Source organism: Candidatus Paceibacterota bacterium, from assembly GCA_041661265.1.
Taxonomy (GTDB): domain Bacteria; phylum Patescibacteriota; class Minisyncoccia; order JAHIHE01; family JAGLIN01; genus JBAZUT01.
The window spans coordinates 31827-49703 of sequence record JBAZUT010000012.1; the positions used below are offsets into that span (position 1 = coordinate 31827).

Below are 17877 nucleotides of genomic sequence, written 5' to 3' on the forward strand. Positions count from 1 at the left end.
TTATTTGAAACCTCTCTACATTGGAAAGTATCTGTGCAGGTCCAAGACTGCCAATACTGCAAGATATCCTCCGAGCCAAATCCCGTCAAAGATCCCCCAGCCTCCTATAAGCAACATCTTCATCCTCTGATCGTTCCTATATTTATAAATAAAGAAAAGGTCTGAGTTTATGGTTGAGAGAACTGCGATCATATAGACAAAATATAGCCTATAATAAAGCAAACTGTCTGTCGCCTCTAAGTTGAACGGAACTATCAAAGACAATCCGACTGCCGCTATTACTATGAATAGAGCTATCCCTCCTCCTCCCAGATCGGACACTTTTGTCCTGTTTATCTGAACGGCGGATCCGATGATCACAGACCCGGCTGCAACAAGAAAGCTCAGCTTCGGCAGGACGATCGTCAAAAAATAGCAGGCGACCAGCAGGGGTATTATAAATCCCCCTAAATTTGCGTATATTATTTCCTTTTTTATCCTTGCTATCCTTATATTCACCAGCGAGAGCGGCAAGCTTACAAGAACAATACCGGCAAAAATTAAAGTATTATCTTCGCCTAAATATTTCAATAAGTAGACATGCGCTCCTTCGATAATTACGATAGCAGTCAGCAAAAGAAGAAATTTTGATACTCCTTCCGGTTTTTTGACAAAGACCAATGGTCCTTTTTCATCTTTATCCAATTTAATCCCTCCGGCTTATTTTGTGTTCTGTTATCAAGGAAAGAACCTTAGCGATCCAAGAAACATCCTATATTATCGTGATTGTAGTAATTTGTCAATTGTAAACTGTATGGCATTAATACATTAGATAAAAGACAAATGTCCGATGGCCATAAAAAAAGAAAGGTCGATTCCCTTTCGTTTGATTTATTTTTTTGCTTTTTCGAGAACAGCTTCGTGGGTTTTTCCAATGTCAGTGCCGTGGCAATTCGTGCAATATTTTGCCCTGGACAGATGTATCGCTATAAGATCGCCATTGCTGGGCTTCAAGGAATCCGGAGGCGGAGCATGGCATTGTTCGCAAATGCTATACGAACCCGCACCTTCTCCTTTTTGAACTTTTGGCACCGTTGGCGGGAAACCATGGCATGAATCGCACTGCAAACCGACCGTACCCGATCCTATATGGATATTATGCACCTGGCTGCCGTGGCAAGTTATACAAAGCTTTCCTCCATTCACATGCGGATCCAATGTCGCCGCATTCGTGTGGCACAACTCGCATTTTATGGTTTCAACCTGTGTCTTCGTGGAAACAACAACCGGCGTTTCCGACATTGTTGGAACCGGTGACGCAACTGCTGTTTCTTTTTGAACTTCAGTCTGAGGCTCGCTCTTGTTTCCAAGGCATCCCGCGATCGCCGCTATGGCTATCAGCAGCAAAACAATTCCCATTCTTATATATTTTTTCAAGTTTTCATCTCCTTTATATCCGCCAGCCCTTATGGGCGCGTACTTTCTATAAGCTAAACTATTTTCTCAGGAATGTCAAAGATTGACATGACAAACGAACATGCTATTATGACAAGTTCCAATTCAACGGATTGGATGCTAAAAAAGGAGAGATAGCCATGTATTTTCATGAAAAATACCCGGATGTAAAAGTCGAAGAGATAACGGACGAAACGATGCTTAAAAAATTTATCGCGAACCTCGCACCGAATGTCGACTTGCAAGATAATATGTTAAATGACAGGGTGAACGGCTTGATCCAGCAGATGCGATCTAAAAGCAAACGCCGATTCCTCCTTGCATGGACCGGAGGAAATATCCCAAGAGGCGCCCGGATCCTGGAATACGAGATCGGCTGGACTCAGCATGACCTTGTGACGGCAATCGGAGGTGAGATCATCGGAACATATGACCGCCTCATCGAGAACGGAGGAGAAACCAAAAAAGAACAGGTTATGATCGTCTATTTCGATCCCGACAACGCCTTCTGACGGCAACGATGATGATTTTCATCGTTTTTTTTGTTCAATGCATGCCTTACTCGGCATCTCTTTCAAAGAGATCGCCCGTCTTGACTTTTTACGCCAAATAACATAGATTTGTTATAATAAAGAGGTGAATTATAAAATGAGAATTTCAAGAGTATTGATCGGATCGATCATGATAATTGCAATTTTCTTGCCGCTTGCAAACGTCCGTGCGCAGGACAACCATGAAATATTTCCCACGATCGGAGATTTTGAACAGAAGGCCTATCGCACTCACGATCCGGATGGGATATTTGAAACTGAAATATACGGGAAGCGGGATCAGATCGCGAATGTCCGCATGAAACTTGAAGCTGTCATCGAAATGAAAATGCCGATCCCTGTGATCGAATCGATGTCAGAAGCGGAAATAAAGAATTTCCTGATCTTCGAAACTGATGGCAAATACCGTTCAATTACGACACAGCAAACCGAAAAGATCTATAGCAATTGGACGCCCGCATACAGCGAGGACTCCAGATTAAAGGTTCTCGAAATGATAAGAGGAATAAACCTGGATGGAAATCTGTCCAAAACGGAGATGAAGCTCAAACAAGCTCTGGAAATACAGGAGATCGAAGATCGCGGCAAAGGCATCCATATAATGGAGCTCATGGCGATAAGAAATATGCTGAAAGAAATGGAGAACGAACAGTCTAATGTCCAAAAAATATATCTTAGGGAGCTTAAAACGCAGAATAAGATGAGGGAAAGCGCAGAAAATGAGAGACAAGGGAGATATGTGCTTATGGCCATGATCGCCATGATCCTGATCGTGGGCGGAATCATGGGACTATCGCATCTGAGGAAAAAAATAAATCAAAGACGCAACAAAAAAAATGATTGATGGAGCGAAAGTCTCCTTCTTTTTTTTAGATATCCAAATAAAATACGCTGAAATGATATTCAGCGTTTTTTTCATAGCTTATTTCTGGCAAGCACGATCGGCGTATTGAAAGCCACCGTAAGAAGTCCTATATATAAGAACGTGTTGTCTTTGCTCGCATAGGATAATGCACCCATAAATACCAATATTACAGCTGAAAGAACAACCGCTACGAATAGCTCCGGACTAATTTTTTGATCAAACACGAGATCCCTCCTTTTACTGAAAGATATGTCATATCCGCAGATTTGTCAAAACGAAGACATGCAGATCAAAGCTTAGCCTGCTTCTTTTGAAATCCGTCATATGCATATTTCACCAGCCCCCCGAACGCCCAGAGGAATATGAGAAAAGCGAATAGCGGACCCAAAAACGGAATAAGCATAAGCACTTCCAGGATCAGATAGCCCAGGATAAAATCCATGAGAGGAAAACTGTCCGAGAATTCACGCGGTCTGAGCCTCTTGTTTATCGCAAACCCCAAAACAATAGCTGCTGTGGCTTTTGCAAGAAGTATCGCTGAAATGAACACAAAAACCAGCACCATGGCAAGAGGCATGCCTATGATAGTTATCATCAGAACTACTATCGATACCGGGATCAATATCAACGCCAGAATTCCGGCTGCGATCATTTTCCAAGACCCCTTTTCGACAAGCGATCCGAAAATTTCTCTCGCCCCCCTTGGGAACAACTTATAAAAAACATATGCCAGAAGCAGGAATCCGAAAAATCCGATGATTCCCGAGGCCAGGAAGGCGCCGGAAGAACCGTTTCTATAGTTTTTTACCGGAATGTTTTTTCTGATGATCTCTCCGGCAACAAGGTTATTATCTATATTTAAATTTTTGCTGCCATCGCTGTAGTATGTCAGATTCCCTTCTATTTTCGCACCGGGTCTGGCAGTAATGTCTTCAGCCATGATCTCGGCGTTTCCCTTCACAACTCCTTTCAGGATCACGGATCCCCCTGCAACCTTCAAATTCTTCCCGATATTTCCCCTTATCTCCACCATGCCTCCGGCCAAATAAACATTACCCGAAACATTGCTATTCTCCCCCAGCGACAGATTTCCTCCGGCCGCTGTCACATTCTTACCGACGTTCCCTTCGATAAAAACATTTCCTCCCGCAGCTCTTATGTTTCCGTCATTTTGTCCGCTCACTCTCAGATTGCCTCCGGCAGCAAGGATATCGCCGGAAGACCTTCCCGAAAAATCCACCACGCCTCCGGCCAAGATCACATCGCCATTGACCGTTCCCCCGACGTCAACGGATTCCGACGCCGCAATAAAATCATCATCGATCACCCTGTCTTTTGCAAGATATCCCCTCTCGTCCGCAGCAATGGCGAGTGCCGCCAGAGAAAATACAAAAAAAACAGCCAGCAGAAAATATGATGCCAGTTTTTTGCTTTTCATATATTTAAGGTTAGTTATTAACCTGCTTTAAATTTAACTCTATCTGGAAATTAAGCAAATTAATTTTCCACAGGATATACTGAATCTAATTACGCCTTACTGTCTCCGGGACGGGAGGGCGGAAAAGTCGTGTTCACTTTTTTTCGGGCTCCATGCTTTTTTTCTGAAATAGAAATAATATAGGCATATCATCAGGATATAATCTGCCGCAAGGAGCCATGGCGTCCTCCAGGAAAGCCCGTTGAATTTCCAGTCTGAAAGAGGGAAAAGAAACGGGGTTGCAAAGAATCCGATGGCATGTGTCGGGATATCAATGAGGATATGCAAAGCCCATCCGCCGATCTCCAGGGGGAATTCCCGATATCTTGAGGATAGATTGAAATGCTTGTTCACTGATATAAAGATCCATAGAATAACCGCTACCGACAAAAAAACAACCAGGCTATGCGCAATGCTATATAAAAGTGAAATGAGCTGAAAAACGTCAGCGGCAAACGCCGATTCCGATCCCATTTTCCCGGGCGTTAGCAGGTCTGAAAATGATGTCTTTCCGGCCATTGCCCCAAAGATCAATATGAATACCGGAATAACGAACGCAAACAGGTCGGGGAACATTCCCCAGAAAACAGTTCTTGAGATCCTCAGCGGGATCTTTCTTTTTCTTTTGAATTGCATGGCGATCATTGCCGTCCAGAATCCATGCGAGACGAGATCCATAATGATATCTTATGCTTATGCTTTCATTTTATGTCTTTTTTTGCCATATGTCACACAGAGCAGAAAAATACCCGCTAAGATCAGCGGGTATTCCTATTATAATAGCGGATCTTGCCGGAATCATCCGCCATTGGATCCGCCCATGAGAACTTCTTTGATCTCCTCGAAATCTATGCTTGATATATTACATGTTTTTCTGGATTCGTCCAGCACGTCATCCAGCTCATATTTTGCGATCTGTTTTTTCCCAGCCGCCGCCTTTTCAAATGCTTGTGAAAAGAACTTGATCTTGGAATAATCAATGTGGATATTACCTTCTTCCTTTGCGGCCCGCAACCCCTTTTCGACTTGGTCCGGTCTGATGGAGCTTCCGCTGAATACATTGTTAGTCATTTTTTTTCGCTAAAATATTAATCGATATCGAAATCTTTGTCTGTCAAAACATTTTCAATTTCCCTTAACTCGCTATCTAAAAGTTTGTCGGATTTATCCCGAAAGAGCTCTTTGAATAAATACTCCACCTCTTTTTCGGTTATCTGCGTTCCGACTCTGTTTTTGAATTGCTCTATTTTCTCCTCAAGCGCTTCTATAAAATATGGTATCTTAAATGATGGAACATTATGCAATTTTCCTTCATACTTCGCATTTTCCAGCGCTTTTTTTATGTTATCCACTTTAATACGGCCGTTGGAATCATATAATTTGTTCATATTTTTTTCTTAGCTATTTCAAATGACATATGCTGAAAATCACAGAATCGCTCTCGGGAAACAGCGATTTTCCCGAAAAACTCCAAATAACCTGCTAAGTGTTAGTATCCTGATCTATCATTACCTCTCTTATCTTTTCTATCTGATCGTCGGTTATCTTGTCTTTTTTATTAAGTTTCATGCGATTTATAATTTTCTCAACGTCGTGAGCACTATATTGTGATCCTATGCCTTGAACTTTGTGCTTCGTCTCTTCAAATTCTTCCACAAACCTTCTTCTTGTTGATGAGTCAACTCCGCTAAGATTGCCTCTCAATTTGGCATGTCTCAGAGTGTCATTTACAAGATCCGGTTTGATGTGCCCACTGGCACCATTTGATGTGTAAAGATGATTCGACATATGTTTATTTTAAGCCATTTATGCTTTAATTATAGCATATTCTAGACCAATTAGCAAGAGAAAATTTCAATCACAAACATGCATTTATCGAAGCTCACCCTAAAGCTTAGTTTTAGGATTTTCCTAAAACTAAGCTTTAGGGTGTTGACTCTCCCAACTTCCATATAGTTTTTTCCCGGCCTCAAATTCCTTCAGCTTCTTTCTGTCCCGGCTTGCAAGCTCAGCAGGTTTTTCTTTTGAAAATGGCGTGCCCGAAAGGGGCATGAACGCATGTCCATGGATCGTTGCACCCATAGCTATCAGACCATCCATCAGGCGGAAAGTTTTATCCGTGTCTTTCCCATTTTCCCCCGGAAGGCCGAATATAAGATCGACGTTCACGTTGAATCCGTTTTCGATTGCGAGTTTCGCGGCATTTCTTATATCTTCAACTGTGTGCCCTCTTCTTATATGATCCAGGATCTTCTGGCTTCCGGACTGCGCGCCGATTATCAGATTGCTGTTATTGCAGTATTTTCTCAACAGCACCAGTGCTTCTTTTGTAACCTGCTCCGGACGGACCTCGGACGGAAAGGAACCGAAAAATATCCTGGAATCCTCCCCCAGGACATTCTTCACGGTTTTCAAAAGACCTTCAATGGCTTTCAAATTTACAGCCTTACCGTCCGGAGAGCCATAAGAGAAAGCGTTCGGAGTCACGAACCTTATGTCCTTCATTCCATTGGACTTTATTTTTTCTGCATATTTTTTCACCTCCGCAATATTCCTATGGCGCGGCACTTTTCCAAAAAGATATGATGTCTGGCAATATCTGCAGCCCCATGGACAGCCTCGCGTAATTTCCAATGGTCCGATCATTCTGTGTTTTTTTGAAAATGACGAATAATCGCTCAGATCGACAGGAACTTGTTTTCCGGTATAAATGAATTTTCTTTCTTTAAGGAATCCGATACCTTTTACTTTTGAAACATCGCCATCGTCCATAATGCATTTTACAAGATCACAAACCGTCTTTTCTCCTTCTCCGATGATCACGTGATCGAATCCGGCCCGAAGCGTTGCGACCGGATCACCGCTCGGATGCGGACCGCCCGCGACCAGGATAATATTTTCCGGTACTTCTTTCTTCATACTCTTTACACTTTCGAGAATTTTATCGGAGGAAAATGAAGCGAATGACCACATGAAAATGACCTTTTCATATTTTTCTGCCAGTTTTGAAAGTTCGGAATTACACTCCACTTGATCCGAATCCAGAAAATATAGAGGTATGTCTTCGGTTTCTTTTTCCTTTTCCAGCGCGCAAATGATCGCGATAAAACTATTCTTGTTAAGCTTGTTCATATTCAGCGCGATCACGAGTTTTCCCGGTTTTGCCATAATTCAAACATTAAATTATCAAGTGAATTTTATCACAACCATAAAGATTAACAAACCCATATGTGAAAGCCCAACTAAATATGCCTGCCGGAAGATCCGGAGGCATATCGTAATTCTTTACTTTGTTCCAAGACACCGATTTACTTACGCGCCTTCCTTTTCCGACGCAAAAAATGCGTGACTCCTCCGGCTGCAAGCGCAACAACCGATACATATGCATAATATTCCCATTTAGGGATCGATTTTACAGGGTCACTTTCCAAGATGGAAATAGATACGGGAACCTTGACCCCGGCATTCGTCTCAAACTTCGTTTCAGCCAATGACCGCGCCACAACCGAAAGATTTGTCTTCAGTATCCCCGAAGTCTTTTGATCGCCGGCAGCTCTGATTGTAATAACCACTTTTTTTTCCTCTCCGGCCTCAAGCGTAAAGCTCGCAGGATTCGCCTTGATAATATCCGAAAAATCATCCGCATATATCTTGAAAAGCTGCACATCGCTTGTGGGGTTCGTGACGGTTATTTCTCTGGATATCGGCTCATTCGTCTTTGCCGTTATTTCCAGCTTGGACGGATCGACCTTTATCCCGGACGCGCCGGCAAACGACGCTACCGATAAAAGTAAGAAAAGTATGACGATTTTATATACAGAGCGCATAAATTTATTTAACTGAAATTATTTTGCCATAGCCCAAATGATCATTTGCCCGGACCTTGCTCCCTCCTCGTCATAATCCGCAGGAATAGAAATACCGGCATCAACGCTTTGCTCGCTATTTCTTGCTATTTCCGATCCGAAATCATCCCATGGTTCATTGTCCAGTTTCAGATTTTGAGTGAATACCGGATCTCCGCTGACAACGGATTCAACATATATGTCAGAGGTGCCATTATTGATGATCTTGAAGTTTTTCAGGGCGGACGCTCCGGGCGCAAGCGTCCCGAAATCCAAAGAGTTTGTGGAAACTACAAAAGAAACGGAACTTTCAGGAGGTTTTTGACCCGACTTTTCGATATTTACGTTCAGACCCACAACGGAATCTGACGGTTCTCCGACCTGCAGCGATTGTGTTTCGCTTCTGATATAGCCCGGTTTTTCTGCCAGTACTTTATAGAATCCGTCAGTGGGGGCTATCGTCGTTTCGCCGTTAATGTCAGTATTCGCCGTGTTCACACCATAATGAACGATCGCTCCCGAGAGGCGCGTCCATGAACTGCCATCGAATGACTCAACGATCACCGTAGCGGACTGCCCGCTGCCGACCTTCCCCGAAGACAGGCTCATTCTCTCGGGAATCAATCCAAAATCGCCGAAATACCAAAGCACCGAATCATTTGTCTCTAATTTGTAGTCAGAGGCTCCGACGCTCGGCGCGATGTTGTTCACCAGATACATCCATCCGGTATTTCCGGAAGCAATTTCGTTATTGATCCGGTCCAGATACGGCCCGAAACTTGTGTCCGTTATGTGATATGAATATCCGCAAAGATCTTTGGCATTTTTGACAACGTCGAGCGCCGTTATGGCCCCTATTTCTCCCGAGCAGATGCCGGCCGCTCCTCCTTCGATCCGAAAAGAATATTTTTTATCGGATCCGGCAACGATGCGGACAGGAAGATATTCGCCTTGCAAAGCAATGACAGCATAGGCGGTCGTAGTTGCCGAAAAACCGTCTTCACTTGAATTGGATTGGAATTTGAAATAGCCTTGATCGCTCTCGTTCGACTCGAGATATGCGACGGGTGTATTGCCGGACTTGCTCCAGCCCGAGGGATCTATGCCCAGCGCGTTGATCGTCCAGATCACCCATGCGGTGGACGATGAATCCGAAGCAGTGCCGGGAACATAGGGAAAACCGCCGTCACTATTCTGGGAATTTTGTAAATATACCAGACCGGCTTGGACATGAGAATCTCCGCTTTCTATTCCGGAAGCCAGAAGCGCAAGGATCGCCGAGGACGTCATATTCGTATCGGATCCTGACGCAACAGTAAAACCCCACCCTCCATCACTGTTTTGATGCCCGAGAATGAAACTTTTGGCATCAGATATGATCGTTCCGCTCAATGGCTCGCCAGCAGATACGAGCGCCAATATGCCAAATATATCATCGTTTATGGTGGAAGCGTCTCCGATCTGACCGTTGTTATGATAACTTTTCAGAGCGGCGACATAGTCGGTCGAACCGAATGTCCGGGGATCTTGTCCGAAAGAAGTTATAGCCAGAATTGGCGCTTCATAATCGATGGCGCTATCGCCATTCACAGACGCCAAAAATTCCGTTGATGAAGGCGTCTCCTCCAAAGCCACCAGAGCCATCACGCTCCATGGACTATCATTGTGCGATTCCAGATAGGCCTGTGCGCTATTCTTGTTATAGTCCGCCCTTACCCCCGCAAACGGCAGAATTGTGGAAACAATTGTCATGGCTGCCAGCCATTTTTTGATTTTCATGCTTTTTTTCCTTTTTCAATAAGAACGGCCTTCTGTATAAAAAGCGGCAGCTTTATCCTCTATAGAATAAAAACAAAGCCCCTCTTTAGCTCGAAGAGAGATCCTCATTGATCGTTAAGATAATTAGTTAGCATTCTGACTCGCTTTGTCCTGAAAACAAAGATTACAGTTGCGGCACAGTGCCGGAATTTCCCGAAACAAACCGGGATCACCGGACTTCCCTAACCGACCCGCCAAAAATCTTTCGACGGAAATTATCGGTAAATTAATTTTAAAAAGTCTTTCTCTGGTTCCTGAATAATCTTAATTCCTGAATGCTTTTTTGTCAAACTTTTTTGTCAAACTGTTGCGGCATGATCAGGCTGAACATTGACAAATACGCGAGCTTATGCTAGTATATCCGGTTCTGTCGGAGATAGTTACAAACTATGAATAGAACCGACGGAGGAGGAAAATATGATATTAGAAACTTTGTTCTGGCTCGTTGCAGCCACGGCGATATTGGGCATAATAATCTTTCTGGCTGAAATATTTAAGGATGAGAAATCAAGGAACGGTCTTGTTGTCGGCATGGCGATCCTGTCAATCGTATTTGCGGGAGTTGCCCTGCTCTTAATTACGGGAACCAGCGATGATATTGATATCAATTATGGCCTGGATAAAAACCAGATCTATTACCTCAATGCCACAGCGCAAGATCCGGCCAACCCGCAAACAATAAATCTGATCGTATTCAAAACAGATACGATAACGGGAGAGATCGCAAAACCTGCCATTATCATGCCAATACAAAAAAGCGAGATCGCACAGGGCGTTGAACCGGGAAAGTATATTTTTAGAAACGCGCAAGGCCAGATAGAGATCTGGACGCAGCCGATCAAAACTTAGGGAAAACAATGCCCTATTTTTTTTATTTCCTCAATTATTCCGTCATTGCGAGCGACTGCAAGGAGCGAAGCAATCGCGGGATTAATACGGCAACCAATGTAATAAATAGCATAATTTGCTTGGGCTTGGAACTGCCGCGCCGCCACTAAAAGCTCCTCGCAATAACATTTTTTCCATAGAAAAGACCGGCTCGTGTTCGAACGGGTCTATATTTTTTTAGATTATTTTTGTTTTATTCTTCCGGAATTGGCTCAGGAATATTCGCCGGCGTTTCCATGAAGCGATCGAAAGCACTTTGTACCATGAGAACAAGAGGCTTTGTCATTGCAGTAGTCGCAAGGGCCATCATGATCATTGCCGAGAAGGCGACGGAGGATATTATTCCTCCCGCAAGTACTATGTTGAGTACAATAACTTCCATAAGTCCTTTGCAATTCATCAGACCGCCGAGCATCATGGAATCTTTCCAGGTGTTGTTCGCAACCGCTCTTGCAGGAAGAGTCGTTCCCGCGATCTTTCCCACTGTTGAAACTATGGTCATAACGCCGAATAGCATCCAAACTTCCGTTGATCCTATGTCGAACTGGGTCTTGAGACCTGTCAGCATGAAGAAAAATGGAAGCAGAACCTCCGAGACGACCGCGTCTATTCTTTCATGAATAGCTGTTGTGATCTTCTTCGGGATCACAAGTCCATAGAGCAATGCTCCCAAAAGATAATGGACTCCTATGACCTGAGTAATAAGCGCTGAAACGAATAATGGACAAATGATCCATATCATCTGCTCGTTCGGCACCGTTGCTTTCCCGCTCTTCTCATCAATTTTAAGCAGTTTCCCTCCTTCAACCATACGGTTAAGCAGGGGCTTCACTATTTTGAAAAGAAAGGCAGCAAAGGCTATTGTCAGAACAAGGATTGCGGCCACGCTTGAAAAGCTGGCATTCGGCTTCGATACTGTCACCAATATGGCGACCAGGATCCAAAGAACGAAATCGTTCACAGACGCAAAACCCAAAGAATCTTTTCCAACAGGCGAATGAAGAAGTTTCAGATCAAACAGGGTCTTGAACAGCACTGGAAGCGCTGTCACACCGCAAGCGATTCCCATGGCCAGGGCAAATGTCCAGACATTCGCATTAGGTCCTGCGAAAACGGGATATTTCCCAAAGATCCACAGGCTCACCGCAAAGGCGAGCACGAAAGGAACCAAAATGCTTGATAGACTCACGGCGATGAATGCTTTTCCTTTTCCCTTGAAATGCTTGGCATCAAGTTCCATCCCGACCATGAGTCCCAGGAAAACAACAGCCATCAGGCTCACCAGTTCCATTCCCGGAAGAGACTCTTTCGGGAAAAGACCATTGAACACGACAGGGTTGATCTTTCCCAGGATCGAAGGGCCAAGGGCGACGCCTACCAATATTTCCACGACCACAAGGGGCAAGATCCTGTTCACCCATTTCATTTTCCACACTAAGCATGGGATGCTCACAAGAATGGCTATTTGCAAAAGCATTCTTGCGGCAGAATCGAATTCAAATGCTACACTCATTTTACACTTCCTGTAATTCCCGATCTATTTTTCAATTTACATTCCTCTTTGTTTTTGTTCATATTTCTCTCCTCTTTTCTCTTTCTATCTTTCCTCTTTTTTTCTAGCTAATCGCTAAACAAGGCATTTTGTATAAATGCCCCGAGGAAAAGATCCATGCCCATAGATCTTCTCCTTCGGACATCTATACTTGCCGGATGCATGCGATCAGGAAAAGTTTGCAGAAGCGCAAGGTTTTATATTATTTCGTATGCGGCGGCGAGCGGACATTTTATCCACCAAAAGAACCGATGGTTTTGTCAGCGCAGTCGTCGCTATGGCCATAAACACCATTCCGGAAAATGCGATCGGACTGATGACGCCGGCCTGAAGCATCATAGAAAGCACCACGATCTCCATAAGGCCATTGCACTGCATGAACCCTCCGAGAGTCAGAGCATCCTTCCAGCTGCAACCGTATCTTCTCGCAGGAAGAGCCGTTCCAAATATTTTCCCGCTCGAGGATATGACGGTCATGATCGCAAATAGGATCCATACCTCCGCCGCACCCGCATCGAATTGGGTCTTAAGTCCCGTAATAATGAAAAAGAACGGAAGAAGGACCACAGAGATCACAGTATCAATTTTGTGATGTATGGAATCTGCCATCTCTTTCGGGATGATCGCGCCAAAGGCAAACGCCCCCATAACATAATGAATTCCGATAAGATCGGTTATAAGAGAAGACAGGAGCAGGAAACACGAAAGAAGCACCATTTGCCCGTTATCCGGTTCATTGGTCAGCATTCCGCGCTTCAAAAGTCCACATAAAAAGGGCCTCACAACCAGCGCAAGTGCTGCGATATAAACACCGGCCAGAAGAATGGTCCGGGCCACACTCGCAATATCCATATTTCCTTGCACTAAAGTCAGAAGAATGGAAACAAGGATCCAAAGAGCGCCATCATTTACAGTTGCATATCCCAAAGCGGTTTTTCCGATCGGATCCTGCACTAATTTCATATCGATTAGTATCGCGCCAAGGACCGGAAGAGCTGTAATGCCGGCAGCAATGCCCAAGGCCAACGCAAAAGTCGTCGGCGTTCCATGCGTACCGATGAAAACAGGATAGTTCCTTGCGATCAAAAGTCCGACCAGCGTTGCCGCAACAAAAGGCACGAATATGCTGGAAAGGCTCACCACGGCAAACGACTTTCCCTTTCCCCTGATCTCGTTCAGATCCAAATGCATTCCGGTCATGAATACGAAAAAAATGATCGCGATCCAGGCAAGCCCGTTGATGATATCCAGAGAACTTGCAGGAAACAGGGTCTCGAACATCGACGGGAATAGTTTTCCCAAGACCGAAGGTCCGAGCAAAATACCGAACAGAATTTGGATTACCACCAGGGGCATATACTTTTTTATCTTATTCATGCGCCAGATGGCATAAGGCAGTCCGATCAGAATGATCGACTGGGTAATAAACAGAGATTCCGCATGCAATTTCATATTTTTTCTTTCTGATGCAATGATCCAATACATCCTGTATCCTGAAGCATCAATCTATCATGCTCCTCAATGCAGATTCACATAGATCAGCTATCCAGAATACACCGATACCGCGAAGATTGCTTTTTTAAAGTTAATTAAATGGTTTTTTATAACTCTATACAAAATGGTAATTTTTTAAACCAATATTAATCATATTTTTTAAAAAAAGATCCGTCAATGGTCCCGGTTTGAAAGTATATTTACATTTGTTTGAAGTGTGATATAATAATAAATTTGCTCCTTGCCAATTTTTTGAAAAATATCCATGATCCAAGCAAAAAGACTTTTTTTCGTTGACAGATCTTTTAAAGTGTATAATATTGTCTAAAGGAGATGAAATCTTGGATGATAAAACCAAAAAAATAAACAAGTCGGCGCAGCGTGCGGAATTTATGTTATTCTCCCTGACATTAAAAATAAAAAAGTTGGCGAAGCGTGCGGAATTTATGTTATTCTCCCTGACATTTTTTATAATTGTCGCCCTTGCGGCCACTTCTTCAGACAAAATGGATGGCTATGCATTTCTGGCCGAAAGCTTCGTGCTGACATTTGTTTTCACAGGACTGACGGGGCCGGAATATCTGTATAAAATGCCGGCCATTACAGCCTTAGCCATAGTCATAGGTACGGCTATAGCTCATCAGCTGACGATGATCACTTTCGGTGCGATAATCATAGGAGCCATCTTAAGTATCGTCTTCATGCTGATAGCTATGAAGTTGAATTCCTACAGACAAGACATTATAAAACGGACATAACAATGTCCATTTTTTTTATTACTCAGAACGTCTAAAAACTGTCATGCTGAAGGAAGCGATCCCGATACTGCATCGGGAGAGCGACCGATGGCATCCCGCAATATTAGCTAAAAACGGGATTCTATCTCCGCCGACTGGCGGATCCGGAATGACAAAATACAATTTTGTGGAGTTCTCGGACAGCCTGGGCCTATTTTTTTGTTTTCATTCTTCCCCAGTCTATCAAGACAACTAATGCCGCCAGCATAAATCCATAATAATAGAAAGGCATTCCATCTTTTTTCCTTCCCTTGTTTTGCAGAGAAACAACATCCCTAACTGCGTTCTCTGACGATGAAACGCCCGAAGTTTTTCCGATCTTCACATCATTCTGGAACCTCGGCAAAACGCGATATCCCAAAGATGTCCTGCTCACGATCCCCGTAACATTCACCATGTCCCCCGCTTTCGGATCCGGTTTCATTATATTTGTTTCAGATTTAAGATAAACTTTCGCGTCGCCGCTGCCGTCATCGACATAAAAAATATTTCCATCGACCGTGCCGACAGATCCTTCGATCAAAATCAGATATCCCTCATATTTTTCCCCGACCTCTCCAGTTGATATCATTTTCGGATCGAGCAGATTATCATGGCTTATGATCTTTATATAGTCCGGGCTTTCCACAAGCAGCCTCTTCTCCCCGCCCACTTCGGACATTCTTCCGAAAAGCTCAACCTTGTCTCCCAGCTTTATACCTCCGAATATTTTGCTATAGCTGAAAATCTGTATTCCACTTCCGGAAATATAGAACAGGTTATCCTGAAATGTTCCGGGAGGAACAGAAACTGTTCCCGAGATCTTCACATTGCTGAATCTCGGAAGCTTTCTGGCGCTTTCAATGTCAATTTCGATGAACTCCACTGCTCCGGCTTCCGGAGGATATTCAGTTTCATCTATCGGAGCCGGGACATCATCTTCTTTTGCGGCATAATCCTCCTCGGACGCTTCCTCCGCCCTTTTTCCGACTGGACGGATTTCTCCATCCAAAATATTTTCTTTCCCCGGTGACGGTTTCGAACTCCAATCCCACTGCCCGCTGTCAAAGAGGACATAAGAAAAACCTTCCTTGGGTTTTTTGTAACTTATGCTGTCCACAACGGTTCCATCCGGCCAAATAATACTGACCTCATCTTCAGTATTGTTCAGGATCACATTTGTTTCCTCTTTTGAAAATACCATGTATTCATGCGATTTGATCCTTCTGCTCTCTTTGATAATATAAGGCATGCTTCCCTTTCCGCGGATATCATCAACCATCCAGCCAGCAAGATCCACTTCTTTGTCCGAGTCGTTATATATCTCAATCCATTCATAGTTCAATTTGTTGTCCGATCCTTCGGGATTCGGAAGCATCTCAGTTATGATGATGCCGTCCGAATAGTCATAGCCGGTTATTTCTTCCGAAGCGTCTACCTCTTTGACACTGCCCGCACTAATCTTTTTTGCCGCCGACGTTTTTTCCTGTTCCGCTTCTATTATATTTTTTGCTCCCGGAGTCGGCTTTTGCGTCCATACCCAATGTCCATCGCCATCAAGCGCATAAGCAACATCCTCTCCTGCTGCATCGCTGATGGGAGTTCCGTCCCGAATCTCTCCTTTTTCATTTCTTAAAATGATCCCATCGCCGGGATTGTTCAGAACGATCCTGGTCTCGCTGCTATAAAACGCCCTGTATTCTCCCGGCTTCAAAATAGCGTTTTCGGGAATTGAATAGGATCCGGTCTTCCCCATCTTATCCTCCACTGTCCATCCGCCTATGTTTTCGTCCCCGGAACCGGCATTATATATTTCTATGAATTCACTATCATTGTCGCTATCTTCCGGGTTCGGGAGAAATTCGGTGATGACAATCTTAGTGATGTAGCTTTGAGCAGAAGAACCGGAAGATGATGATGACGTCGTTCCGCTTCCCGAAATACTGCCTCCAGTGCCGCTTCCCTGATTCATACTCTCCTGGTTTTGGCCGCCGGTTTGGCTTTCCTGTCCGACGGTTTCCTCATTAACAGGATCTTGCGGCAATGACTTCGTATTCTTCGGAATCGGCTCGTTCTTTAAGATAAAATCGTTCTTATTGTTGCCGGTATCCTGCATAACACCTCCCGCGATCCTCCTCTCCAGGCCCTGACCGTCTTGCGGATTGTCCTGAAAAACCTCTCCCTCAAATTCCACAGACGCTCCCCATCCGGCTTTGTCCACAAGATTCCCGTTTTGGTCATAGAGCGACAAAGCATTATCCTTCGCAAGATAGTTGTTCGTCGTGTATTCCGCATCTTTTTCAACTGCCCCTTTATAACAGGCTTCTGTTTTCGTTTCTCCGCAATTGGCTCTCGGAACAATTAAAAAATACCCTGATGCGGGTATTATGCCTTCCATATTTGTCACAATATTCTCAATGCTTCCGGTTTTCGCGGTCTTTTTCAAGTCCCATCCCTTCAGGTCTATGCCGGCGCCGGTGGGATTATATAATTCTATAAATTCATCGCTGGCGTTCTCTCCCGATATCCGGATCTCGCTTATCAATATATTATTGGCATTTTCACCATGAGTATTCTCCGGAATGCCTTCAATGACGGTTCCAAATATAAATAATAATACAAAGATAGTCTGCTTTTTCCTCGTGAAAAACTTCATCGCTTTAATTAATAAATTTTATTTTCTAATAAAAACAACCGAAGGCCTGGCCTTATCTGAATAAAGCCAGACCCTCCTGAATGTTCCTGATAGATTTTCCAATGTTTAATTTCCGCCTCCTCTTTTTCAACAGCATCTCGCATTTCCACTTTACAGACCTTTGACTTTAGAGACTTTCGACTATCAACCCTACATCCCTATGTTCTTCACCCATCCGAAGGTGCTCTCAAAGTTCTGGATGATGATCTGGACGACGGATTTCTTCTTCTCGGGGATGAGGATGGTGAAGTCGTTGCTGGTGGCGATGTTCTCTGCTCTGTCCAGGCTCTGAACCCTGAACCTGTAGACGGTGGAAGGTTTGAAGCTGGTTATGACCACGATGTGGTTGGTGGTGTAGTTCTTGTCCTGATTGGTGGAATTGGGGAGGTCTTTCTTGTCGGTTATCCCCTCTTCCCAGAATACCTGGGAGGTGGATGGTTCATCTGTCTTCCAGGAGATGATGGTCTGGACCAGGTCAGATT

At 44.0% G+C, this 17877-nt stretch carries 19 protein-coding genes; 4 read left to right on the top strand and 15 right to left on the bottom strand.

The genetic code is table 11. The features are described from left to right. Positions 1 to 15: 15 nt before the first annotated feature. A complete protein-coding gene (locus WC788_07705; GenBank protein MFA6097484.1) occupies positions 16 to 684 on the bottom strand; it encodes a DUF1614 domain-containing protein in 669 nt (222 codons plus the stop codon). A 186-nt stretch (positions 685 to 870) separates the two neighbouring features. Next, on the bottom strand, positions 871 to 1416 hold the full coding sequence (locus WC788_07710; GenBank protein ID MFA6097485.1) for a hypothetical protein: 546 nt from the start codon (positions 1414 to 1416) through the stop codon (positions 871 to 873). A gap of 158 nt (positions 1417 to 1574) precedes the next feature. Between WC788_07710 and WC788_07715 the strand changes: the two genes are divergently transcribed. Then, entirely contained in the window at positions 1575 to 1946 is a 372-nt protein-coding gene (locus WC788_07715; GenBank protein MFA6097486.1) for a hypothetical protein, read from the top strand. A gap of 136 nt (positions 1947 to 2082) precedes the next feature. Continuing rightward, positions 2083 to 2829 (top strand): hypothetical protein, encoded by a 747-nt coding sequence (locus WC788_07720; GenBank protein MFA6097487.1) that lies wholly within the window; start codon positions 2083 to 2085, stop codon positions 2827 to 2829. A gap of 71 nt (positions 2830 to 2900) precedes the next feature. On the opposite strand, the gene WC788_07725 is transcribed toward WC788_07720, so the two are convergent. From WC788_07725 to WC788_07765, 9 genes are all read right to left on the bottom strand, one after another. Continuing rightward, positions 2901 to 3074 (bottom strand): hypothetical protein, encoded by a 174-nt coding sequence (locus tag WC788_07725; GenBank protein MFA6097488.1) that lies wholly within the window; start codon positions 3072 to 3074, stop codon positions 2901 to 2903. A 65-nt stretch (positions 3075 to 3139) separates the two neighbouring features. Continuing rightward, positions 3140 to 4288, bottom strand: a complete 1149-nt coding sequence (locus tag WC788_07730; protein ID MFA6097489.1) for a hypothetical protein — start codon at positions 4286 to 4288, stop codon at positions 3140 to 3142. Positions 4289 to 4384: 96 nt separating this feature from the next. Then, positions 4385 to 5005, bottom strand: coding sequence for a hypothetical protein (locus WC788_07735; protein MFA6097490.1), 621 nt, complete (start codon positions 5003 to 5005; stop codon positions 4385 to 4387). Positions 5006 to 5125: 120 nt separating this feature from the next. Then, complete coding sequence (locus WC788_07740) at positions 5126 to 5398, bottom strand: hypothetical protein (protein MFA6097491.1); 273 nt, start codon at positions 5396 to 5398, stop codon at positions 5126 to 5128. A 17-nt stretch (positions 5399 to 5415) separates the two neighbouring features. After that, positions 5416 to 5715 carry a hypothetical protein gene (locus tag WC788_07745; GenBank protein ID MFA6097492.1) on the bottom strand — a complete coding sequence of 100 codons (300 nt, stop codon included), beginning with the start codon at positions 5713 to 5715 and terminating at the stop codon, positions 5416 to 5418. A gap of 94 nt (positions 5716 to 5809) precedes the next feature. Then, positions 5810 to 6115 (bottom strand): hypothetical protein, encoded by a 306-nt coding sequence (locus tag WC788_07750; GenBank protein MFA6097493.1) that lies wholly within the window; start codon positions 6113 to 6115, stop codon positions 5810 to 5812. 129 nt (positions 6116 to 6244) lie between these two features. Then, positions 6245 to 7495: a TIGR04013 family B12-binding domain/radical SAM domain-containing protein gene (locus WC788_07755; GenBank protein ID MFA6097494.1), complete on the bottom strand. Its 1251-nt coding sequence runs from the start codon at positions 7493 to 7495 to the stop codon at positions 6245 to 6247. Between the two features lie 140 nt (positions 7496 to 7635). Further along, entirely contained in the window at positions 7636 to 8154 is a 519-nt protein-coding gene (locus WC788_07760) for a hypothetical protein (protein MFA6097495.1), read from the bottom strand. Between the two features lie 18 nt (positions 8155 to 8172). Then, positions 8173 to 9951, bottom strand: coding sequence for a DUF4430 domain-containing protein (locus WC788_07765; protein ID MFA6097496.1), 1779 nt, complete (start codon positions 9949 to 9951; stop codon positions 8173 to 8175). Positions 9952 to 10407: 456 nt separating this feature from the next. Between WC788_07765 and WC788_07770 the strand changes: the two genes are divergently transcribed. Next, entirely contained in the window at positions 10408 to 10839 is a 432-nt protein-coding gene (locus WC788_07770) for a hypothetical protein (GenBank protein ID MFA6097497.1), read from the top strand. A gap of 232 nt (positions 10840 to 11071) precedes the next feature. Here WC788_07770 and WC788_07775 read toward each other — a convergent pair whose 3' ends face one another. Continuing rightward, positions 11072 to 12391 carry a cation:proton antiporter gene (locus tag WC788_07775; protein MFA6097498.1) on the bottom strand — a complete coding sequence of 440 codons (1320 nt, stop codon included), beginning with the start codon at positions 12389 to 12391 and terminating at the stop codon, positions 11072 to 11074. A 207-nt stretch (positions 12392 to 12598) separates the two neighbouring features. Beyond that, a complete protein-coding gene (locus tag WC788_07780) occupies positions 12599 to 13882 on the bottom strand; it encodes a cation:proton antiporter (GenBank protein MFA6097499.1) in 1284 nt (427 codons plus the stop codon). 383 nt (positions 13883 to 14265) lie between these two features. Between WC788_07780 and WC788_07785 the strand changes: the two genes are divergently transcribed. After that, on the top strand, positions 14266 to 14682 hold the full coding sequence (locus tag WC788_07785; protein MFA6097500.1) for a hypothetical protein: 417 nt from the start codon (positions 14266 to 14268) through the stop codon (positions 14680 to 14682). 190 nt (positions 14683 to 14872) lie between these two features. Here WC788_07785 and WC788_07790 read toward each other — a convergent pair whose 3' ends face one another. Together WC788_07790 and WC788_07795 are read right to left on the bottom strand one after the other, a co-directional pair. Continuing rightward, the gene (locus WC788_07790; protein MFA6097501.1) at positions 14873 to 17356 is read right to left on the bottom strand and encodes a lamin tail domain-containing protein; all 2484 of its coding nucleotides are present in this window, start codon (positions 17354 to 17356) and stop codon (positions 14873 to 14875) included. Positions 17357 to 17545: 189 nt separating this feature from the next. Further along, a partial coding sequence (locus tag WC788_07795; GenBank protein MFA6097502.1) for a hypothetical protein occupies positions 17546 to 17877 on the bottom strand: 332 nt, incomplete at its 5' end.

What these genes read in the sequence shown, in the direction of transcription:
- WC788_07715 (MFA6097486.1), top strand. Translation starts at nt 1,575, where the DNA reads ATGTATTTTCATGAAAAATACCCGGATGTAAAAGTCGAAGAGATAACG.
- WC788_07720 (MFA6097487.1), top strand. Translation starts at nt 2,083, where the DNA reads ATGAGAATTTCAAGAGTATTGATCGGATCGATCATGATAATTGCAATT.
- WC788_07730 (MFA6097489.1), bottom strand. Translation starts at nt 4,288, where the DNA reads ATGAAAAGCAAAAAACTGGCATCATATTTTCTGCTGGCTGTTTTTTTT.
- WC788_07735 (MFA6097490.1), bottom strand. Translation starts at nt 5,005, where the DNA reads ATGGATCTCGTCTCGCATGGATTCTGGACGGCAATGATCGCCATGCAA.
- WC788_07740 (MFA6097491.1), bottom strand. Translation starts at nt 5,398, where the DNA reads ATGACTAACAATGTATTCAGCGGAAGCTCCATCAGACCGGACCAAGTC.
- WC788_07745 (MFA6097492.1), bottom strand. Translation starts at nt 5,715, where the DNA reads ATGAACAAATTATATGATTCCAACGGCCGTATTAAAGTGGATAACATA.
- WC788_07750 (MFA6097493.1), bottom strand. Translation starts at nt 6,115, where the DNA reads ATGTCGAATCATCTTTACACATCAAATGGTGCCAGTGGGCACATCAAA.
- WC788_07755 (MFA6097494.1), bottom strand. Translation starts at nt 7,495, where the DNA reads ATGGCAAAACCGGGAAAACTCGTGATCGCGCTGAATATGAACAAGCTT.
- WC788_07760 (MFA6097495.1), bottom strand. Translation starts at nt 8,154, where the DNA reads ATGCGCTCTGTATATAAAATCGTCATACTTTTCTTACTTTTATCGGTA.
- WC788_07765 (MFA6097496.1), bottom strand. Translation starts at nt 9,951, where the DNA reads ATGAAAATCAAAAAATGGCTGGCAGCCATGACAATTGTTTCCACAATT.
- WC788_07770 (MFA6097497.1), top strand. Translation starts at nt 10,408, where the DNA reads ATGATATTAGAAACTTTGTTCTGGCTCGTTGCAGCCACGGCGATATTG.
- WC788_07775 (MFA6097498.1), bottom strand. Translation starts at nt 12,391, where the DNA reads ATGAGTGTAGCATTTGAATTCGATTCTGCCGCAAGAATGCTTTTGCAA.
- WC788_07780 (MFA6097499.1), bottom strand. Translation starts at nt 13,882, where the DNA reads ATGAAATTGCATGCGGAATCTCTGTTTATTACCCAGTCGATCATTCTG.
- WC788_07790 (MFA6097501.1), bottom strand. Translation starts at nt 17,356, where the DNA reads ATGAAGTTTTTCACGAGGAAAAAGCAGACTATCTTTGTATTATTATTT.